This window comes from Mycobacterium sp. NPDC048908, from assembly GCF_043197955.1.
Lineage (GTDB): Bacteria > Actinomycetota > Actinomycetes > Mycobacteriales > Mycobacteriaceae > Mycobacterium.
The window spans coordinates 763,060-781,185 of the sequence record NZ_JBICUE010000001.1 but is presented as its reverse complement, the minus strand read 5'-3'; the positions used below and the strand labels follow the sequence as shown (position 1 = coordinate 781,185).

22 protein-coding genes are annotated in these 18,126 nt (G+C 65.5%); 11 read left to right on the top strand and 11 right to left on the bottom strand.

The genetic code is table 11. The features are described from left to right. The first annotated feature begins 8 nt into the window (after window positions 1-8). The 6 genes from ACGFK1_RS03795 (at window position 9) to ACGFK1_RS03770 (ending at window position 3,110) form a co-directional block, all read left to right on the top strand. The gene (locus ACGFK1_RS03795) at window positions 9-323 is read left to right on the top strand and encodes a putative quinol monooxygenase (RefSeq protein WP_393425762.1); all 315 of its coding nucleotides are present in this window, start codon (window positions 9-11) and stop codon (window positions 321-323) included. Next, complete coding sequence (locus ACGFK1_RS03790; RefSeq protein WP_393425759.1) at window positions 323-1,141, top strand: mycofactocin-coupled SDR family oxidoreductase; 819 nt, start codon at window positions 323-325, stop codon at window positions 1,139-1,141. Before ACGFK1_RS03795 ends, ACGFK1_RS03790 begins: the two co-directional genes overlap by 1 nt. 2 nt (window positions 1,142-1,143) lie before the next feature. After that, a complete protein-coding gene (locus tag ACGFK1_RS03785; RefSeq protein WP_393425756.1) occupies window positions 1,144-2,016 on the top strand; it encodes an SAM-dependent methyltransferase in 873 nt (290 codons plus the stop codon). 109 nt (window positions 2,017-2,125) lie between these two features. After that, a complete protein-coding gene (locus ACGFK1_RS03780; protein WP_393425754.1) occupies window positions 2,126-2,365 on the top strand; it encodes a hypothetical protein in 240 nt (79 codons plus the stop codon). After that, window positions 2,353-2,715 carry a hypothetical protein gene (locus ACGFK1_RS03775; protein WP_393425751.1) on the top strand — a complete coding sequence of 121 codons (363 nt, stop codon included), beginning with the start codon at window positions 2,353-2,355 and terminating at the stop codon, window positions 2,713-2,715. The genes ACGFK1_RS03780 and ACGFK1_RS03775 overlap by 13 nt, the downstream gene beginning before the upstream one ends. Beyond that, on the top strand, window positions 2,712-3,110 hold the full coding sequence (locus ACGFK1_RS03770; protein WP_393425748.1) for a hypothetical protein: 399 nt from the start codon (window positions 2,712-2,714) through the stop codon (window positions 3,108-3,110). The genes ACGFK1_RS03775 and ACGFK1_RS03770 overlap by 4 nt, the downstream gene beginning before the upstream one ends. Here ACGFK1_RS03770 and ACGFK1_RS03765 read toward each other — a convergent pair. From ACGFK1_RS03765 to thyX, 3 genes are all read right to left on the bottom strand, one after another. Next, window positions 3,107-4,783 (bottom strand): ribonuclease J, encoded by a 1,677-nt coding sequence (locus tag ACGFK1_RS03765; RefSeq protein ID WP_393425746.1) that lies wholly within the window; start codon window positions 4,781-4,783, stop codon window positions 3,107-3,109. The two genes, ACGFK1_RS03770 and ACGFK1_RS03765, sit on opposite strands and share 4 nt — an antisense overlap. Beyond that, window positions 4,783-5,685: a 4-hydroxy-tetrahydrodipicolinate synthase gene (gene dapA / locus ACGFK1_RS03760; RefSeq protein WP_393425743.1), complete on the bottom strand. Its 903-nt coding sequence runs from the start codon at window positions 5,683-5,685 to the stop codon at window positions 4,783-4,785. The genes ACGFK1_RS03765 and dapA overlap by 1 nt, the downstream gene beginning before the upstream one ends. A gap of 129 nt (window positions 5,686-5,814) precedes the next feature. Continuing rightward, window positions 5,815-6,567: an FAD-dependent thymidylate synthase gene (gene thyX / locus ACGFK1_RS03755; protein ID WP_393425740.1), complete on the bottom strand. Its 753-nt coding sequence runs from the start codon at window positions 6,565-6,567 to the stop codon at window positions 5,815-5,817. A gap of 95 nt (window positions 6,568-6,662) precedes the next feature. On the opposite strand from thyX, the gene ACGFK1_RS03750 reads away from it, so the two are divergent. Then, entirely contained in the window at window positions 6,663-7,622 is a 960-nt protein-coding gene (locus ACGFK1_RS03750; RefSeq protein ID WP_393425737.1) for a hypothetical protein, read from the top strand. Here the strand turns inward: ACGFK1_RS03750 and ACGFK1_RS03745 are convergent. After that, window positions 7,612-8,391: a FadR/GntR family transcriptional regulator gene (locus ACGFK1_RS03745; protein ID WP_393425734.1), complete on the bottom strand. Its 780-nt coding sequence runs from the start codon at window positions 8,389-8,391 to the stop codon at window positions 7,612-7,614. The two genes, ACGFK1_RS03750 and ACGFK1_RS03745, sit on opposite strands and share 11 nt — an antisense overlap. A 66-nt stretch (window positions 8,392-8,457) precedes the next feature. On the opposite strand from ACGFK1_RS03745, the gene ACGFK1_RS03740 reads away from it, so the two are divergent. The 3 genes from ACGFK1_RS03740 to ACGFK1_RS03730 all read left to right on the top strand — a co-directional run bounded on the left by ACGFK1_RS03740 (window position 8,458) and on the right by ACGFK1_RS03730 (window position 11,935). After that, window positions 8,458-9,381 (top strand): proline iminopeptidase-family hydrolase, encoded by a 924-nt coding sequence (locus ACGFK1_RS03740; RefSeq protein ID WP_393425731.1) that lies wholly within the window; start codon window positions 8,458-8,460, stop codon window positions 9,379-9,381. A 38-nt stretch (window positions 9,382-9,419) separates the two neighbouring features. Beyond that, window positions 9,420-10,829 carry an APC family permease gene (locus tag ACGFK1_RS03735; RefSeq protein WP_393425728.1) on the top strand — a complete coding sequence of 470 codons (1,410 nt, stop codon included), beginning with the start codon at window positions 9,420-9,422 and terminating at the stop codon, window positions 10,827-10,829. Between the two features lie 224 nt (window positions 10,830-11,053). Then, window positions 11,054-11,935 (top strand): cyclopropane mycolic acid synthase family methyltransferase, encoded by an 882-nt coding sequence (locus ACGFK1_RS03730; protein WP_393425726.1) that lies wholly within the window; start codon window positions 11,054-11,056, stop codon window positions 11,933-11,935. Between the two features lie 9 nt (window positions 11,936-11,944). On the opposite strand, the gene ACGFK1_RS03725 is transcribed toward ACGFK1_RS03730, so the two are convergent. The 4 genes from ACGFK1_RS03725 to ACGFK1_RS03710 all read right to left on the bottom strand — a co-directional run bounded on the left by ACGFK1_RS03725 (window position 11,945) and on the right by ACGFK1_RS03710 (window position 15,936). After that, the gene (locus tag ACGFK1_RS03725) at window positions 11,945-13,195 is read right to left on the bottom strand and encodes a KasA/KasB family beta-ketoacyl-ACP synthase (RefSeq protein WP_393425724.1); all 1,251 of its coding nucleotides are present in this window, start codon (window positions 13,193-13,195) and stop codon (window positions 11,945-11,947) included. A gap of 134 nt (window positions 13,196-13,329) precedes the next feature. Next, a complete protein-coding gene (locus ACGFK1_RS03720) occupies window positions 13,330-14,550 on the bottom strand; it encodes a winged helix-turn-helix domain-containing protein (RefSeq protein WP_393425721.1) in 1,221 nt (406 codons plus the stop codon). Window positions 14,551-14,584: 34 nt separating this feature from the next. Beyond that, window positions 14,585-15,106, bottom strand: a complete 522-nt coding sequence (locus ACGFK1_RS03715) for a dihydrofolate reductase (protein ID WP_393425718.1) — start codon at window positions 15,104-15,106, stop codon at window positions 14,585-14,587. A 29-nt stretch (window positions 15,107-15,135) separates the two neighbouring features. Further along, window positions 15,136-15,936: a thymidylate synthase gene (locus ACGFK1_RS03710; protein ID WP_393426337.1), complete on the bottom strand. Its 801-nt coding sequence runs from the start codon at window positions 15,934-15,936 to the stop codon at window positions 15,136-15,138. Between the two features lie 43 nt (window positions 15,937-15,979). Between ACGFK1_RS03710 and ACGFK1_RS03705 the strand changes: the two genes are divergently transcribed. Further along, window positions 15,980-16,720 carry a dienelactone hydrolase family protein gene (locus tag ACGFK1_RS03705; RefSeq protein ID WP_393425715.1) on the top strand — a complete coding sequence of 247 codons (741 nt, stop codon included), beginning with the start codon at window positions 15,980-15,982 and terminating at the stop codon, window positions 16,718-16,720. 1 nt (window position 16,721) lies between these two features. Here the strand turns inward: ACGFK1_RS03705 and ACGFK1_RS03700 are convergent, their stop codons facing one another. Genes ACGFK1_RS03700 through ACGFK1_RS03690 form a run of 3 tightly spaced genes read right to left on the bottom strand, consistent with a single transcriptional unit; the run spans window position 16,722 to window position 18,053 of the window. Further along, window positions 16,722-17,180, bottom strand: a complete 459-nt coding sequence (locus ACGFK1_RS03700) for a hypothetical protein (RefSeq protein WP_393425712.1) — start codon at window positions 17,178-17,180, stop codon at window positions 16,722-16,724. Window positions 17,181-17,188: 8 nt separating this feature from the next. After that, entirely contained in the window at window positions 17,189-17,833 is a 645-nt protein-coding gene (gene phoU / locus ACGFK1_RS03695; RefSeq protein WP_393425709.1) for a phosphate signaling complex protein PhoU, read from the bottom strand. 4 nt (window positions 17,834-17,837) lie between these two features. Next, entirely contained in the window at window positions 17,838-18,053 is a 216-nt protein-coding gene (locus ACGFK1_RS03690) for a hypothetical protein (protein WP_393425706.1), read from the bottom strand. Window positions 18,054-18,126 lie beyond the last annotated feature (73 nt).

The following is an 18,126-nucleotide window of genomic DNA, read 5'->3' as shown; positions in this document are numbered from 1 at the left end:
CATCGCCCATGTCCGTCACTGTGGTTGCCACCTTGAAAGCCAAGCCGGAGTCGGTGGACGCGGTCCGAGACGCGTGTAAGCAGGCCATCGAGGCGGTGCACTCGGAGCCCGGTTGCGATCTCTACTCGCTGCATGAGGCCGACGGCACGTTCGTCTTCGTCGAGCAGTGGGCCGATGCGGAGGCGTTGAAGACGCACAGCGCCGCGCCTGCAGTCGCCACTTTGTTCGGCACGGTCGGTGAGCATCTCGACGGCCCACCGGACATCAAGATGTTGCAGCCCGTCGTCGCCGGTGATCCCAGCAAGGGCCAGTTGCGCCCGTAATGTCCTCCCTGACAGGCAAAGTCGCGTTCATCACCGGGGCTGCCCGCGGTCAGGGTCGCGCGGAGGCGGTCCGGTTGGCTGCCGACGGTGCCCACATCATCGCGGTCGACATCTGCGGCCAGATCGCTTCTGTGCCCTATCCGATGTCCACTGCCGACGATCTGGCCGCCACTGTCAAACTTGTCGAGGATACCGGCGCGCGGATCGTCGCGCGCGAGGCCGACGTGCGCGATCAGGCGGCGCTGGCATCGGCGCTCCAGTCGGGAATCGACGAACTGGGCAGGCTCGACATCGTCGTCGCGAACGCAGGCATCGCACCGATGGAGTCGGGTGCACAGGGCTGGCGAGATGTGATCGATGTCAACCTCACCGGTGTGCACAACACGGTCGAGGTGTCGATGCCGCGGATGATCGACCAGGGCGATGGCGGGTCGATCGTGCTGATCAGTTCCGCGGCAGGTCTGGTCGGCATCGGCGGCGGCGATCCGGGATCGCTCGGCTACACGGCGGCCAAACACGGCGTCGTCGGGTTGATGCGGGCCTACGCCAATCATCTTGCGCCGCATAGTATCCGGGTGAACTCGATTCACCCCAGCGGCGTGCTCACACCGATGATCGACAACGACCACACCCGACAGTGGCTGGCCAACGTGATCGCCAATTCGGACAAGCCGCCGGACATGGGCAATGCGATGCCGGTCCAGGTGCTCGACCCCGAGGACATCGCGGCGGCGGTCGCATGGCTGGTATCCGATGAGGCGCGCTACATCACCGGCGTGACGCTGCCGGTTGATGCGGGGTACGCCAACAAGCGCTGACCGTGGCGCGAAATCCCGTCGCACAGACCGCCTTCGGCCCGATGGCGCAGACGGCCATCGAGCAGTATGAGCCGCCGGACCGGCGCTTGGTGTTCGACGACTTGGCCGTGCGGTTGCTGCCGCCCGGCCAACGCGCGGTGGTGCGGGCGATGCGCTGGCCAGTGCTGAGGCACCTGGCGATAGCGGCGGGCGAGCGTGCGGTGCCTGGCTCGTGGGCGCTGATCACCTGCAGGAAGCGCTTCATCGACGACACGCTGGAGCGGGCGCTCGCCGATATCGGCGCCGTGGTCGACCTCGGCGCGGGCATGGACACTCGGGCCTACCGTCTTGCGCGGCGTTCCGACGTGCCCGTCTTCGAAGTGGACCTTCCCGTCAACATCGACCGCAAGCAGGTCGCAGTGCAACGCGCGATCGGCCGCGCACCCGCGACGGTTCACCTGGTGCCGTTGGACTTCGAGCGGGACCATCTGATGAGCACACTGGCCGAACACGGCTACCGCGCCGACACCCGAACGTTCTTCATCTGGGAGGGCGTCACGCAATACCTGACCGAGGATGCGGTTCGGGCGACACTGGCCGCACTGCGCGACGTGCCGAGCGGCAGCCGTCTGGTGTTCACCTATGTCCGCAAGGACTTCATCGATGGCGCCAACATGTACGGCGCCACCATCCTCTACAAACGATTCCGGCAACGCCGGCAGATCTGGCAGTTCGGGCTCGACCCCGACCAGGTTTCGAGTTTCGTCGCCGAATACGGCTGGCGGCTGGTCGAGCAGGCCGGACCGGACTACTACTTGCGCACCTACATTCGTCCGGCGGGCCGCAATCTGGGGGCGTCGCAGCTCGAGTGGTCGGCGTACGCGGAGAAGGCGTAGCCCCTAAGCCCCTACCGGATTCCATCCGCGGTAAGCCCTAATCGCCCTCGGCCGACAGGGGTTGATGTCCCGTTTCCACAGGTCGGCGCCGCACGCCAGCATTTCAATCATGAATACCGAGCAGCAAGCGTCGACCGCGGTGTTGCGGTCACGCACGCCCGGGATCGTCACCGTCTACCGGGTGCGCATCGGCCATTTCTACGCCGCCTGTTCATGCGGTTGGTCGGCGCGCCGGCGGATGTGGAAAGCCATGGCGTGCCAAGACGCGTGGTCGCACTCGGCCCGCGGCGGTTGTGACGTCAACGTCCCGTTGATCACTCCGGTGGGGAGAAACGCATGTCGGCTCTGAAACTGTTGACCGCACTCGTGATCGCTGCGGGCCTCGGCGCCGGCGTGGTCGGGTCGCCCATGATCGGCGTCGCCGCGGCCCGCCAATGGGATGAGGCCGGCTTCACCAACTGCGCCCAGGGCTACGAGGCGCAACGCGAGGACGACTACGTGAGTTGGTACTACGGCGTGCGCCAATGCTGCATCTCATTCGGCGGAGTGTGGCGCGAGCAGCAGCCCGGACAAGCAGCGCGCTGCGATCCACCGCCGCAGATTGTTCGGGTACCGCCCGGCCTCATCGTCGAAACACTCTCGCCCGCAACGTCACCCGTGACTCGGACGCCTAGCAGCCGACCAGGAGAACGATCATGACATCACCCAAGGCCGCACTCTGGCCGCGCTTACTGCAGGCCGCGCTCATCGCCGCGGCGGCCATCCTGGGCGGCAGCGCCGTCGGACATCCCGCGATCGGATGCGCCGCCCCCGCGGGCAGTGCAGCGTCCTACGACGAATGTGTCTCCAGAGGGTCGAACGAACGGCTCTGCTGCAGCCTGGCGGGCGGGGACTGGAGAGAAACCAGGTACTACGACAAGAACGGCAAGTACCTCTACTCGAGCTGGGATTGTGCTGGCCTCGCCCTTCAGCAGGGACGACCCACGATGCCACCGGAGGTGGTCACCCACACTCTTGAACCCGCTGCGCCATCTGTCCGCAACCCCGGAGTGATTGAGCCGTTCACCGCCGCGCCCATGGCCTCAGTCGGCTAGATCTCGATGACCGTCGGCACGATCATCGGCTGGCGCCGGTAGGTCTCGCCCACCCACTTCCCGACCACGCGACGCACCGCCTGCGCGATGCGCGCGACTTCGGTGATGTTCTCACAGGCAAGGGATTCCAGCTCCGCTTCCACCTTGCGCGCCACGGGCTCCAATGCCTTTGGATCTTCGGAGAAGCCCCGCGAATGCAGATGAGCGGGGGCGGCGGGCTTGCCGGTGCCGCGGCGCACCACCACCGTCACCGCGATGAAACCTGAGGAGAGCACGAGGCGCTCACCCAGCGTCGCGTCCCCGACGTCACCGGTGATCAGCCCGTCAACGAACATCTTGCCCGTCGGCACCGCTCCGGCGATCGAGGCCCTGCCGGCGACCAGGTCGACGCTGACGCCGTTCTCCGCCAACATGATCGACCCCGGCTCCACACCTGTGCGCTCGGCCAGTTTGGCGTTCGCGCGCAGCATCCGCCACGTTCCGTGTACCGGCATCACGTTGCGCGGACGCACCGCGTTGTAGAGGAACAGCAACTCCCCCGCGTAAGCGTGACCGGAAACGTGGATGCGCACTTGGGCATTGGTGACGACACGGACGCCGATCTTGGCCAGCGCGTCCAATACACCGAAGATCGCTTCCTCGTTACCGGGGATCTGCGACGACGACATGATGATCAGGTCACCTGATGTCAGCGTGATGCTGCGATGCTCGCCGCGCGACATTCGCGACAGCGCGGCCATCGGCTCACCCTGGGTGCCGGTGGTGATCAACGTGACGCGCTCCGGCGCCATCATCTCCGCAGCGCCGATGTCGATCACGTCGTCGGTGTCGACCCTGAGATAGCCGAGTTCTTTGGCTATTCCCATGTTGCGCACCATCGACCGGCCCACGAACGACACCTTGCGGCCGAGCGCCACCGATGCGTCGATGATCTGCTGCACGCGAGCGACATTGGAGGCAAAACACGCCACGATGACCCGGCCCTCGGCGCCGCGGATCAGCCGGTGCATGTTCGGCCCGATCTCGCTTTCCGATGGCCCGACGCCGGGGATCTCGGAATTCGTTGAGTCACAGAGGAACAAGTCAACGCCGGCATCACCCAACCGCGACATACCCGGCAGGTCGGTCGGCTTGTCGTCCAGCGGCAGTTGGTCGAGCTTGATGTCGCCGGTGTGCAGCACCGTTCCTGCTCCGGTGTGTATCGCGATCGCCAGGCAGCCCGGAATCGAGTGGTTGACGTGAAAGTATTCGCACTCGAACACTCCGTGGCGGGAACTCTGCCCCTCGTCCACTTCGACGCACACCGGCTTGATCCGGTGCTCGCGGCACTTCTCCGCCACCAGCGCGAGAGTGAATTTCGAGCCCACCACCGGGATGTCGCCACGCAGCTTGAGCAGGAACGGGATTGCGCCGATGTGGTCCTCGTGCGCATGCGTGAGCACCAGCGCCTCCACGTCGTCGAGGCGGTCCTCGACGTGACGCAGGTCTGGCAGGATCAGGTCGACGCCCGGCTCATCGTGACCGGGGAACAACACGCCGCAGTCGACGATCAGCAGTCTGCCCAGATGCTCGAAAACGGTCATGTTCCGGCCGATTTCGCTGATGCCGCCGAGAGCAGTCACCCGCAGACCGCCGGGAGCCAATGGCCCGGGCGGCTTGAGTTCTTCGTTCACTACCGCAGCACCGCGGCGGCGCGCATGTCGGCGGCCAACCCTTCGACCTGTTCGGGGGTGGCCGGAATCTGAGGCAACCGCGGGTCACCGACCTCGATCCCCTGCAAGCGCAGCCCCGCCTTGGCCAGCGTGACGCCGCCGAGTCTGGCCTGAGCACCGCTGAGCGGTCCAAGGGTGACGTTGATCTTGCGTGCGGTGGCGACGTCACCAGAGGTGAACGCCGACAACATGTCTCGCAGTTGACCGGCGGCCAGATGCCCCCAGACGCTGATGAAACCGACGGCGCCCATCGCCAGCCACGGCAGGTTCAGCGCGTCGTCACCCGAGTAGTACGCCAGCCCGGTCTCGGCGATGATCTGCCCGCCGCCGTGCAGGTCGCCTTTCGCGTCCTTGACGGCGACGATGTTCGGATGCTCGGCGAGCGTGCGAATGGTGTCCCATTCGATCGGCACCACCGAGCGCGGCGGAATGTCGTACAGGATCACCGGCAACTCGGTGGCGTCGGCCACCGCGGTGAAGTGGGCCACCAACCCGGCCTGCGGTGGACGCGAGTAGTACGGCGTCACCACCAGCAGGCCGTGTGCGCCCGCTGCCGCGCACTGCTTGGCCAGGTGCACGCTGTGCGCGGTGTCATAGCTGCCCGCACCCGCGACGATCCTGGCCCGATCACCGACCGCCTCCAGCACCGCGCGCAACAGTCTGAGCTTCTCGTCGTCGGTGGTGGTCGGCGACTCCCCCGTCGTGCCGAACAGCACCAGGCCGTCACAACCCGCGTCGACGAGGTGGGTGGCCAGCCGGGCCGCGGCATCGGTGTCCAGCGACCCGTCGCGCTTGAACGGCGTGACCATCGCGGTCAGCACGGTGCCCAATCGGGCGGTCACGTCGATTCCGCTGGTACTCACGGGCACCAAGATTACCCGCTCAACCTCAGCGTTCCGTAGCTATATCCGCCCAGCTCCGGCTACGCCTCCGTGGCTGCAGCCGGGCCAGCTCCGGCTACGCCTCCGTGGCTGCAGCCGGGCCAGCTCCGGCTACGCCTCCGTGGCGAGCGGACTCGTCGCCACCTCACTCCCGTCGGCAAGCGTGGAGATCTCGAAGTCGGCGAACACTTGAGGCGCGACGTCGATCAGTTGCCGCAGGCACTCGATCGCCAGCCGACGGATCTCCACATCGGCGTGCTCACTGGCCCGCACCGCAATGAAATGACGCCATGCCCGGTAGTTTCCGGTCACCACGATGCGCGTCTCGGTCGCGTTGGGCAGCACCGCGCGCGCCGCCTGCCGAGCCTGTTTGCGCCGCAACACCGCGTTCGGCTGGTCGGCGAATCTGGCCTCCAGCTTGGCCAACAACTCGATGTAGGTAGCGCGGCTGGCGTCGGCGGCGGCGGCGAAAATCGCCTGCAGTTCCTCGTCGTCCTCGATGCCCGGCGGCACCACTACCTGCGAGTCGTCTTCGGGCACGAACCTCTGCGACAGCTGCGAATACGAGAAATGCCGATGCCGGATCAGCTCATGCGTGCACGACCGCGAGATGCCGGTGATGTAGAAGGACACCGACGCATGCTCGAGCACCGAAAAGTGCCCGACATCGATGATGTGCCGCAGGTAGGCGGCGTTCGTCGCGGTCTTCGGATTCGGCTTCGACCAGCTCTGGTAGCAGGCCCGCCCGGCGAACTCGACGAGCGCGGGTCCACCGTCGGCGTCAGTGCTCCAGGGCACCTCGGGCGGCGCCACGAAGTCGGTCTTGGCGATCAGCTGCACACGCAGCGGCGCACTCTCGGCCACCAGCACACAGTATCCGGCGTCGATGCGCGCCGGTGCCGCCCGTCACCTGCTACGTTGGCGCAGTCGAGGCACTCCAACCCGTTAGCTGGAGATTGATGGGCGGCTCGAACGTGATCCAGCTCTTACGCGAAGCGACGTCGTCGTCCTGCGAGTTGTGGTTGCAGTTCGATTTCTCGCAGTCCGCGGGAAACTACTCGCAGCTTGCCGGCGTACTTGCCGGCTTCGCCTTCCTCGCCATCATGCTGGTGGTCAGCCGTCAGCATCGTCGAGGCAGCGAGAACGACGCGGTACGCGAATACGAACAAGACAACCGCTTCGTCACCGCGTTGGCATGCGCGTGTCTGGGTCTGGTCACGGCGGCCGCGTTGTTCTCGTTGTTGTCGGGCGAGGAAGGGTGCGCATTGATCAGTGGGCGGGCGCTCTCGAAAGAAGTGCTGGCCGGCGTCGCGTTCTTCTTTTCGGTCTACACGCTGCTTTTCGGTGCGGTGCAACTGGTTTCGGCGTCAGCGTTGGGTAAGCACTTTCGATTCATCGTCGCTGTTCTCGCGCCGCCGCTGGTGGTGTCGTTCATCGTCGCCAGCCTCAACGATCTTGCGCTGTCCCTGGCGAACCCGCCGGACCAACCGGCAACACCACACGAATCGATCCTGCCCGGCTGGACTGACAGCAGCGCCTCGTTGTGGAACTTCGCCCACGGCGTGATGACGTGGTTGATACCGACGGTGCTCGCGATATGTTTCGCGCTGTGGCTGGGCGGGTTCCGGTGGCGGCGCGCCAGCGGCACCACCGGGCCAGTCGGGGCCGCGCTGACGCGCGTCGTCGCCGCAGCGTTGACCTTTCTGCCTTACGCGAGTCTCGGGCTGGTCATGTACGCGGTGTGGCGGACCGCCATGCTGGGCCGCCTTTCGGCAGGCGCGCACATCGGTGCAGGGCAGGCGAAGGTACTCGTGCTGGTCTGCACCGTCGTGGTGGTTCTGCAGAGCGCGAGCCTGTCGCTGGCTCGCGGTGACGATCGCACGCCCGATTTCGAGGACGCCTCCGGCCTCAGTCGATGAGCACACCCGCACGATGCATCGCGGTGGTGATGAGCTCGAAATCGATCGCACCGTGATGACGTGCCAACTCCTCGGCGTCATCACCGCGACCGTCGGTGATCGCCTGCACCAACTGCTCGTGTTCGCGCAGCGCCCGTAATTCCATGCTGCGCATGGTCGATGGCTCGCCCCACGGGTGCGCGGGTGATCCGATGCTGACTGTGGCTTTGAGATCGAGCAGCACCTGTTTGAGGACGTCGTTGTGCGCAGCGTCCATGATCGCCAGATGGAACTGGCTGTCGGCTTGCTGGGCAGGCAGTCCGCTGTCGGCAGTCCGGTAGGCCTCGAATCTCGTTCGCAGCACCGACACGTCGTGAGCGGACCGAGACTCTGCCGCGGCGCGGCAGACGGTTCCCTGCAAGCGACAGATCGCGTCGCATCGGTCGCGCAAGTCGTCGAGCCGGGCCCGCAGCGTTCGGCCCACCACGTCGGTCGATGACTCAGGCCATTGGTCCAGCACGTAGGACCCGCCGCCGCGGCCGCGTCGAGTCTCGATCAAGCCCCGGTCGAGCAGCCGTGCCAGCGCCGCTCGCACCGTCATCCGGCCCGCACCCAGCGACGCCGCGAGATCCCGTTCGACCGGCAGCCGCGCGCCGGGCAGGTACTCACCGATCGCGATCGCGGTGATCAATCGATCGGTTATCTCGTCGACCCGCGACGAGCTGTCCAGCTGCTGCTGCAGCAAACCCGGCATGGCCGATCCGTCCGCGGGTGCACCGGTGTGCGCCATGCCAGAAATGTTAAATCTCGATCAATGGTCTTGTCATGAGACCTTTACGGGTTCATGCTGAGCGCCATGACTTCCACGACCCAGCTGGTGCCCTTCCGCGACCACGAGACCTGGGTGCAGATCACCGCACCCGACAAGGCGCGCGACGGTGCCCTGCCGCTGCTCGTGCTGCACGGCGGCCCGGGAATGGCGCACAACTACGTGAGGAACATCGCCGGACTGGCCGCGGAGACCGGGCGCACGGTCATTCACTACGACCAGATCGGCTGCGGCAACAGCAGCCACCTCCCGGATGCGCCCGCAGACCTCTGGACGCCGGAGCTGTTCGTCGAGGAGTTTCACGCCGTGCGGACCGCGCTGGGCATCGAGGAGTACCACGTGCTCGGCCAGTCATGGGGCGGCATGCTCGGCGCCGAGATCGCCGTCCGCCAGCCGCCTGGGCTCGCCTCGCTGGCAATCTGCAATTCGCCCGCGTCCATGGAGCTGTGGATGGCGGGCTGCGCCGAACTGCGTGCCCAACTGCCGCCCGAGACCCGGGCCGCGCTGACCCGCCACGAGGAGGCCGGCACCGTCGACGATCCGGAGTACGTGCAGGCCACCAACGAGTTCTATTTGCGCCACCTGTGCCGCGTCGACCCGATGCCGCAGGACCTCGTCGACACCATCACGCAGATGGAGGCCGAGCCGACGGTCTACCACACGATGAACGGTCCCAATGAGTTCTATGTGCTCGGCACACTGCGCGGTTGGACCATCATCGACCGGCTTGCGCAGATCACCGCGCCGACGCTTGTCATCGCCGGTGAGTTCGACGAGGCGGTGCCCGCCGCCTGGCAGCCCTACGTCGAGCACATTCCCGACGCGCGCGGCCACGTGTTCCCCGACACCAGTCACTGCTCCCATCTCGAAAAGCCAGAAGAGTTCCGTGCTGTCGTCGGCGACTTCCTCGCCAGCCACGACGCCAGCCGCGATGCCTCGGCCCGTATCTAGCTTCCGCGCAACCCATTCGAACTCCCGATAGGACAGTCATGGCAGGCCAGCGCACGCTCGAATCCTTTGGCTACAAGCAGGAATTGCACCGATCGGTATCGACCCTCGATTTGTTGGTGTACGGGCTGGTGTTCATGGTGCCGATCGCGCCGTGGACGATCTTCGGCGTCGTCTACAACAGCGCCGAAGGCATGGTGCCGCTGGTCTATCTCATCGGCTTGGTAGCGATGGTGTTCACGGCGTTGGCGTACGCGCAGATGGCCAAGTCGTTTCCGTTGGCCGGATCGGTCTTCGCCTATGTGGGCCGCGGAATCCATCCGGGCGTCGGGTTTTTTGCCGGCTGGGCGATCCTGTTGGACTACCTGCTGGTCCCGACGCTGCTGTACGTTCTGGCCGCCGAATCGATGATCGGCCTGTTCCCCGGAACCCCCCGGTGGGTGTGGGCCCTGGTGTTCGTCGCCGTGAACACCGTGATCAACCTGCTCGGCGTCGATTCCCTGAAGATGGCCAACCGCGTGTTCCTGGCACTCGAACTGGTCTTCCTCGCGATCTTCGTCGTCATCGCGGTGCGGGCCATCAGCGGTGACCGGTTGCCCAATGTGCACTGGAGCACCACACCGATCTGGAATCCCGAAACCGTCAGCGCGCCACTACTCGCGGCGGCGTTGTCCATCGCGGTCCTGAGTTTCCTTGGCTTCGACGGTATTTCGACACTCGCCGAGGAATCCACCGGTGATCGGAACCCGGCGGGCAAGGCGATGATCGGTGCGCTGTTCATCGTGGCATTCCTGTTCATCGGTCAGACGTGGCTGGCCAGCCTGCTGGCCGGCGGGCGGTCGTCGTTCAGTGACGACGAAGCGGGCAATGCGTTCTTCAAGCTGGTCGAGGCGGCGTCGAGCACCGGTTGGATGAACGCGTTCTTCGTCGTCAACGTGCTCGCCGTCGGCTTCGCCAACGCGATGGCCGCGCAGGCGGCGACCAGTCGGTTGCTGTACTCGATGAGCCGCGACCGGCAGTTGCCGAGCTTCCTGTCGAAGGTGAGCGCACGCCAGGTGCCGATGGCGGCGATCCTGCTGGTCAGCGCGATCAGCGTGGTGCTGGTGCTGTTCTTCGTCGGCCAGATCGCGCTGATCTCTTCGCTGGTGAATTTCGGTGCTCTGTTCGCCTTCTGCCTGCTGCACGTGTCCGTGGTCTGGTACTACCTCGGCCGCAAGAAGTCGAAGAATTACCTGCTGCACCTCGTCGTGCCCACGCTCGGTTTCCTGATCATCGGCTACGTGCTGTTCAACGCGGACGCGCTGGCCAAGATCGGCGGCCTGGTCTGGCTGTGCCTCGGGGCGGCGGTGTTCATCGTGAACAAGGTGCGCGGCCGAGGCGTGCCGCAATTCGGCGCCGAGCACGCCGTACCGGGTGAAGGCCAACCGAACGCGGACGCGACCCTCAGGTAGCGGGGTCGGGCCTCGCCTGACCGACCGAAGTGCGTTAACTGGATAGCGCACACAGCGCGCCCGCAGCGGGTTCAAAGCCAGTTCCATACTTGGATTTACCCGACTTTCGTTGATCAAGCATGCAGTGTTTGAGTATGCGCGTGTCCCGGGTATCGTCGCGCGGGAGTGTTGAAGCAACTGACACTGTTCCGATTTCCTTCACCGACATCTCAGGAATCACCGTGGTGGCAGACGGCTCAACCAGAACGTGCGGCTCAAACGCCAAAGACATCCAGTTTCACTATGACCTGTCGAATGAGTTCTTCAGGCTCTGGCAGGACGAGAACCAGGTCTACAGCTGCGCCTACTTCGAACGCGACGACATGACCTTGGCCGAGGCGCAGATCGCCAAGATCGATCTTGCCCTTGGCAAGTTAGACCTTCAACCGGGCATGACGCTGCTCGACGTCGGCTGCGGTTGGGGTGCGGCCATGATGCGGGCCGTCGAAAAATACGATGTGAACGTCATCGGTCTGACGCTCTCTCACAACCAGAAGAACCACATCGAAGAGCACTGGTTCGCTAATTCGAAGAGCAAGCGGCACATGGAAGTTCGGCTGCAGCCGTGGGAGGAATGGCACGGTTCCGTTGACCGGGTGGTGTCGATCGGCGCGTTCGAGCACTTCGGATTCGACAAGTACGCGGATTTCTTCAAACGCATGCACGGCTCGCTGCCGGGCGACGGCAAGATGCTGCTGCATACCATCGTCATCCCGAGCAACGACGAAATCGACCAGCGCCAACTCGGGATGACGATGTCGCTGCTGCGATTCATCAAGTTCATCATGGATGAGATATTTCCCGGCGGTCGACTGCCTTCGGTCTCCATTGTCACTGACCACGCCACTCAAGCCGGCTTCAATGTGACACGCGTGCAACATCTTCGGCCGCACTACGCCCGCACCCTGGACACCTGGGCGGCCAATCTCGAGTCGAAGCGAGACGAAGCCATCGCCGTGACGTCGGTAGAGGTCTACGACCGGTACATGAGATATCTGACCGGATGCGCCGACTTGTTTCGCGAGGGCAGAACCGACGTATGCCAATTCACTTGTGAGAAAGGCTGATTCGACGCCTCACGGCGCACCGAACAGCAAGGCAACGTTCTCTCCGCCGATGCCAAAGGTGTTCGATACGGCGTAGCAGTAATCGCCGCGGCGAGGTGCCCCTGCCACCACGTCCAGGTCGATCTCGGGGTCGGGTTCGTTGAGGTTGAGCGTGGCGGGCACGACGCCGTCACGCAACGCCTGCACCGTGAGCACGGCCTCCACCGCGCCGGTGGCGCCGAACGAATGGCCGAGGGCCGCCTTGGACGCGTACACCGCGGCCGAATGTCCGCCCAGCGCATGACGTATGGCCCGCGCCTCGGCCAGATCGCCGAACGAGGTCCCCGTGGCATGTGCGTTGATGTGGTCGACGTCGCGAGGGGTGAGACCGGCGAGTTCTATTGCTCGGGCAATCGCCTCGCCCGCCGGCTCACCGCTGGGGTCCGGTTTGATCGGGTCGTAGCCGTCGGAGGTGATCGCCGCGCCCATCAGGCGCGCCAGCACGGGGGCTCCCCGCGCTTCGGCGTGTTCCTCGGTTTCGACCAGCAGCAGCGCGCCGGCCTCGCCGAGAACCATGCCGTCGCGATCCTTGGCGAATGGCCGGCACGCTCCCGCCGGGTCGTCGTTGTTCGTCGACAACAATCCGGACTGGGACAGTGAGGCAACGGGAACCGCCTCGATCTTGGCCTCGACGCCTCCACAGATCGCAACGTCCGCCTCGCCGAGCACGATGCGGCGCCATGCCATCGCAATGGCGGCAGCGCCGGAGGCATCGGCGAGTATGGGGCTGATCACCCCTGCCTTCGCCCCGCGGTCCAATCCCACGGCGGCCGCCGCGCCGTTGGGCATGTTCCTCTGGACGGCCAGCGGGTTGGCCGCCCGCAAGCCGCGCTGCACCCATTCGTCATACAACACCACCAGGTCCTCGTTGCTGGCCAGTGCCAGTCCCACCGAGACCAGCAGTCGTCTGGTGTCGACGTCCGGCGACCCCGCGGAATCCCACAACCTACGGTTCAGCACGATGGACATCTTCTGCAGCGACGACAGGCGGCGAAGTTCGACGCGGCTCAGGTGTTCGTCGAAGTCCTCTTGCAGCACTCCGCCGATGCGCACCGGCGATTCGAATTCCGAGATGAAGGGATTGTCCAGACGGCGAACACCGCTGCGTCCCTCGAGCAGCAACTGCCACGTCTTCTCTGCTTCCGACGACAACGCCGTGGTGCTGCTCACGCCCGTGACCACGACATTCGGGAAGCCCTCCCCGGTCCTCAGCGGCGGCATCCGGGCACGACTCCAGTGGCAATTTCAGTTGGGCACACGTTCATCCCTGCATCAAAGGGTGGACAACGCGCCAACTGTCTGTAGCGCCTAGACATGTTGATGGTAAACCAGTCGAATTCCCGACGCCCAGTGTGTCAGCGACGCGTGAGCGCTGCACCGAGGTCTGCGACCAGATCGCCGTTACCGCCCACCGTCACGTCAGCAAGGCCCAGCCACGACGCCATGGTGCGTAACTCGTCGGCCAAGGAGGCGGCGACGCGCGACTTGTCCTGCCCGGGTTCGGCGAAGGCGCCGACGACATGCAACGCATCGCGGGTGCGCTCAGCCTTAAGGTCGACGCGACCGACAAGCCGACCATCGAGCAGGAAAGGCCAAACGTAGTAACCGAATTGGCGCTTCGCGGCCGGAACGTAGATTTCGATGCGGTAGTGGTAGCCGAATAGCCGCTCCACCCTTGGCCGGAAGAAGATCAACGGGTCGAACGGGCAGAGCAGCGCGGTTCCCCGGTCTTGTCGCGGAATCGCCTGCCCCGCAGGCAGATACGCGGGCGCATTCCAGCCGTCCACTTCGACCTGTTCCAAAACCCCGTCTGCGACCAGTTTCGCGATAGCGGGTTTGGACAGCTTCGGCGACAGCCGGAAGTAGTCGCGAATGTCGGCTTCGGTGCCGACGCCGAGCGCCGTCGCCGCCCTCAGCGTGAGCTCACGCAGTGCCTGATCGTCGTCGACCTCACGAGCAACCACCTCGGGCGGCAGCACGTTCTCGACCAGGTCGTAATGGCGGGCGAAACCGACCCGGGTCTCAGTGGTCAGCACGCCTGCGGCGAACAGCGCCTCGGTCACCCATTTGGTGTCGCTGCGATCCCACCACGGCCCCTTCTTGCCGCGTCGTTCCGCGCCGAGGTGCGCCTCGATCTGCCCGGCCGTCGACGGCCCGAGTTCCTTCACCGCCGCGATGACGTCGTCGACGAGCTTGGGGTTGTTCTTGACGATGTGGGTGCCCCAGCGGCCGTGGGTGTACTCACGCATGCGCCACCGCAGCAGCGGCCAGTCGTCGACTGCCATCAGCGCGGCCTCATGCGCCCAGTACTCCACCAGAAGGCGCGGTGAGCGCGTCGAGTGGCTCCAGGCCGCGCGGTCGAGCACCTGGCGGTCGTAGGGCCCGAGCCGGCTGAACACCGGCGCATAGTGGGCACGCACCGCCACCGACACCGAGTCCAGTTGCAGCACCTGTATCCGTGAGATGAGCCGCCGCAGGTGCGCACGGGTGACCGGGCCCCGCGGCTTCGGCTCCGCGAATCCCTGCGCGGTGACGGCGATACGGCGCGCTTGAGCCGCCGTCAGTGTTGTCGGCACCCCGTCATGGTGCAGCACACCACCGACAAGCCGCTCATCGGCTGTAGCTGTGATACCGGTACCGCAGCCCGGAACTGCTGGTGAGCCACTCGCCGGTGGCGCCCAACCACGTGTCGTCCAGCACGGGCGCCACCGCGTCGGCGTCCTCGCGGGGCAGGTCGATCTCCACCTCGGTGACCTCGCAGCGAGTCGCGACGGGCAGCGCAAGCGCGTAGATCTGTTCGCCGCCGATCACCCAGACCAGGTCATCGCCCAGCGCCGCATCCAGCGACTGCGCGACGTGTGCGCCTTCGGCGGCATAGTCGGCTCGGCGGGTGACGACCACGTTGCGGCGGCCCGGCAACGGACGCACCTTCGCCGGCAGCGACTCCCATGTCAGCCGTCCCATCACCACGGTGTGGCCCATGGTCAGTTCCTTGAACCTCGCCTGGTCCTCCGGCAGCCGCCAGGGAATGCCGCCGTCGCGGCCGATGACGCCGGAGGTCGACTGGGCCCAGATCAGCCCGACCCGGCGAACGTGAGCTTGTGTGCGATTCTTGGTCGAAGTTTCGAACATATCTTCACGTTCGGCGCGGAGCCCCGGCGTCATACCGCGACGGGGGCCTTGATCGCCGGATGCGGGTCGTAGTTCACGATCGCGATGTCGTCGTAGGTGTAGTCGAAGATCGAATTACGCTGCGCCAGTATAAGTTCCGGATATGGCCGCGGGTCACGGGACAGCTGCTCGGTGACCTGCTCGACGTGGTTGTCGTAAATGTGGCAATCACCGCCGGTCCAGACGAAGTCGCCCACCTCCAGGCCGGCCTGCGCGGCCATCATGTGGGTGAGCAGCGCGTAGCTGGCGATGTTGAACGGCACGCCGAGGAACAGGTCGGCGCTGCGCTGGTACAGCTGGCAGGACAACCGCCCATCGGCGACGTAGAACTGGAAGAACGCATGGCACGGCGGCAGCGCCATCTGCGGGATCTCGCCGACGTTCCAGGCCGACACGATGTTGCGGCGCGAGTCCGGGTCGGTCCTCAACAATTCCAGCGCCGCGCTGATCTGGTCGATGTGCTCACCCGACGGCGTCGGCCACGACCGCCACTGCACGCCGTAAACCGGACCCAAGTCGCCTGTCTCGCTGGCCCATTCGTCCCAGATGGTGACGCCGTGTTCCTGCAGCCAACGAACGTTGGAGTCGCCGCGCAAAAACCACAACAACTCGTAGACGATCGACTTGGTGTGCACCTTCTTGGTGGTGATCAGCGGGAAACCGGCCGCCAGGTGATAGCGCATCTGGTGGCCGAACATGCTGCGGGTACCCGTGCCGGTGCGGTCCGATTTGGGCGTGCCCTTCTCGAGCACCAGCCGAAGGAGATCCTCATACGGCGTGGCGATCGGCACGTCGGTCAGCTTACGGGCAGCCGCACCGAGTAGAACGGAAGCCATGCCGAGCATCTCCGCCACCGTCACCACGCCCGACGGCACCTGTCCCGTCACCCTGCACACCCCCAACGGCACTGGGCCCTGGTCGGGTGTCGTGATGTACGTCGACGCGGGCGGTGTCCGGCCGACCTTTCAGGAGATGGCGGCCAGGCTGGCGGGCTTCGGACACGCGGTCCTGCTGCCCGACGTGTACTACCGCCACGGCGACTGGCAGCCATTCGACATGAGCACTGCGTTCACCGACCAGAGCGAACGCAGGCGCCTGTTCCGGATGATCGGCAGCGTCACGCAGGACATGATCGCCTCCGACGCCGCCGCGTTCTTCGACTTCCTGGCCGCGCGACCGGAGGTCAAGGGCGATGCGTTCGGCGTCTGCGGGTACTGCATGGGTGGGCGCACGTCGGTGATCGCCGCAGGCCGGGTGCCCGATCGGGTGGCGGCGGCCGGGTCGTTCCACGGCGGCGGTCTGGTCACCGACGACGCGAGCAGCCCTCATCTGCTGGCCGACCGGATCAAGGCGACCGTCTACGTCGCAGGCGCCGAGAATGACGCGTCGTTCACGCCGCAGCAGGCCGAGACGCTGGACAAGGCGCTGACCGCCGCCAACGTCACACACACCGTCGAGTTCTATCCGGCCGCGCACGGCTTCGCCGTGCCCGACAACCCGCCGTACGACGAGGAGGCCGCCGAGCGGCACTGGATCGCGCTTCAAGAGTTGTTCGAATCCGCGCTGCCCAATTGACTTACCCGTCGGGCTCGTTCCTGCGCGTGAAACGGTGGATGGCGCGCAACAACCCGCGGCCCGCATAAATGCCTGCGACGACCGAGACGATGATCATCACGATGAACATCACCAGCCAGTTGGCCCGGCTGTGACTGACGTTCCACCAGACGATCGTGAACAGCACCGCGCAGATGAACACCACGATGTCGCGCCAGTTTCCGCTGTACGACATCGCGGCGATGCGCAGTTCACGGCTGCGTTCGTCAGCCTTGATGAGAGCGTCGATTCGGCGGTCGATGCTGTCCTTGAGCCGCGCCTTGAGTACGGGTCGATCGTCGGGGATCCGCTCGAGCAGGTCCATGTCCTTGGCGATGTTGCCGCGTACATCGGGTGGCTTGAGGTTTCCGGCGGCGACGCCCAACAAGGCCCCACCGGCGATAGGTGCTGCGCCCAAGGCGAGTTCGGCGATGCCGGGCATGTCGTCCCCTATTCCGTTGCTTGACCGGTGGCCTGGAAGATGACCCGGCGTCCGATCTCGACGGCGTGATCGGCGAATCGCTCGTAGTAGCGACCCAGCAATGTGACGTCGACAGCGGCGGCGACACCGTGCTTCCACTCCCTGTCCATCAGCACCGTGAACAGGTGTCGATGCAGGTTGTCCATGTCGTCGTCGTCATCGTCGAGTTGCGCCGCTCGATCCGGATCGCCGGACTGGACAACGTCTTTCACGCTGTTCCCGATATCGACTGCGATGCGCCCCATCTCGGTGAAGTAACCGTTCACCTCTTCGGGCAACGCATTTGCGGGGTGGCGTCGACGCGTCAGCTTGGCGACGTGCAATGCGAGCGCACCCATGCGGTCGACGTCGGCGAGGTTCGACAATGAACTGACGACCATACGCAGGTCGCCTGCCACCGGCGACTGCAACGCAAGGACCGTGATCGCTGCTTCTTCGGCCTTTTTGATCCGCGCCGCGAACGCCTCATGTGTCGAGATGACGTCTTCTGCCAGCACGAGATCCGCCTGGAGCAAGGCCTGCGTCGCGCGCTCCATGGCCGTACCCGCCATCCCGCATATGTCGGCGATGTCGGCAGCAAGAGCCTCGAGCTGCTCGTGAAACGCGGTCCGCATAACGTCACACTGTATTGGGTGGCAGCTTGCGCAGCCGGGCAGAGAGCCGCTTGGCTTCGTTCAGTTGTTCCCGCAGCCGCACCAATCGGGCAGGGGTCTCGACATCGCCGTGACTGCGGCCGCGGCGGTCGTCCCATCGTTTCTCCGCCTTGCGGAGCTGTGCCCGCAGCGTGGCGACTTCGGCGGCCAAGATGTCGGCGAACAGCGCGGCCTGTGCCATGTCGCATGGCCCCATCGGATGAGACACAGATCGCTTCGAGTGGGCCCTCTCCCCCATCGACCGCTACCTAACC